We start from the raw sequence: 1,041 nt of genomic DNA, 5'->3' as shown, positions 1-1,041 counted from the left end.
TGGCGGCCGCCGCGGCCAGGGCCGTACCGGCCGAGCGGCCCGCGGCCCGCCCGCTGATCGTGCTCGGCGCGGAGGACGAGGCGGAGCTGGCACTCGTCGCGCCGGACGCCGAAGAGATCTGGCCGCTGGCACCGCTGCAGGCGGGGCTGCTCTTCCAGTCGACCCTCGACGACGACCGGGGATCCGACATCTACCAGGGCCAGTGGATCCTGGAGCTGAACGGGCGGTGGGACGTGGCCCGGCTGCGGGCCGCGTGGGAAGCGGTCTTCGCGAGGCATCCCGCGCTTCGGCTGAGTTTCCACCGGCTCGCGTCCGGAAAGGCCGTGCAGGCCGTCGCCGGGCACGTCACCCTCCCGTGGCGGGAAGTGGATCTGACGGGGGCGAGCGATGCCGACGTGGCCGTCGAAGCCCTGGCGCGCCAGGAACAGGAAAAGCGGTTCGATCTCACCAAGGCACCGTTGTTCCGGCTGGTGCTGGCCCGGCTGGCCGAGGACCGGTACCGGCTGGTGGTGGTCAGTCACCACATCCTGACCGACGGCTGGTCGGTGGCGGTGGTGCTCAACGAGGTGTCCGAGGCCTACACGGCGGGCGGACGACTCCCGGAGCGGGTGGACGCCGCTTCCTACCGGGACTACCTCGCGTGGCTCGACCGGCAGGACAAGGACGCGGCCCGTGCGGCGTGGCGGGCCGAACTGGACGGCATCGACGTGCCCGCGCTGGTCGCCAAGACGGACTCCGGCACGGAGTACGACTACCGTGTCATCCATCTCCCGCCGGAACTCCACACCAGGCTGATCGAGTTCTCCCGCGACCATGGGCTGACGCTGAACACGGTGGTGCAGGGCGCCTGGGCGATGGTGCTGGCCCGGCTGGTGCGGCGGACCGACGTGGTGTTCGGCACGACGGTCGCCACCCGGCCGGCGGAACTCGCCGGGGTGGAGTCGATGCCGGGGCTCATGATGAACACGGTGCCGATCCGGGTGCCGCTGGACGGCGGGCGGACGGTCGTCGACATGCTCACCGCCCTGCAGGACCGGCAGG

Annotated in this window: 1 protein-coding gene; it reads left to right on the top strand. The window is 71.9% G+C overall.

Annotation, left to right across the window (positions count from 1 at the left end; translation table 11 throughout):
• The coding region (locus tag AVR91_RS43920) for a condensation domain-containing protein (protein ID WP_228709367.1) at positions 1 to 1,041 on the top strand (1,041 nt) is incomplete at both ends.

This window comes from Amycolatopsis keratiniphila subsp. keratiniphila (genome assembly GCF_001620365.2).
Taxonomy (GTDB): Bacteria; Actinomycetota; Actinomycetes; order Mycobacteriales; family Pseudonocardiaceae; genus Amycolatopsis; species Amycolatopsis keratiniphila.
This window is presented reverse-complemented; position numbering and strand designations above follow the sequence as displayed.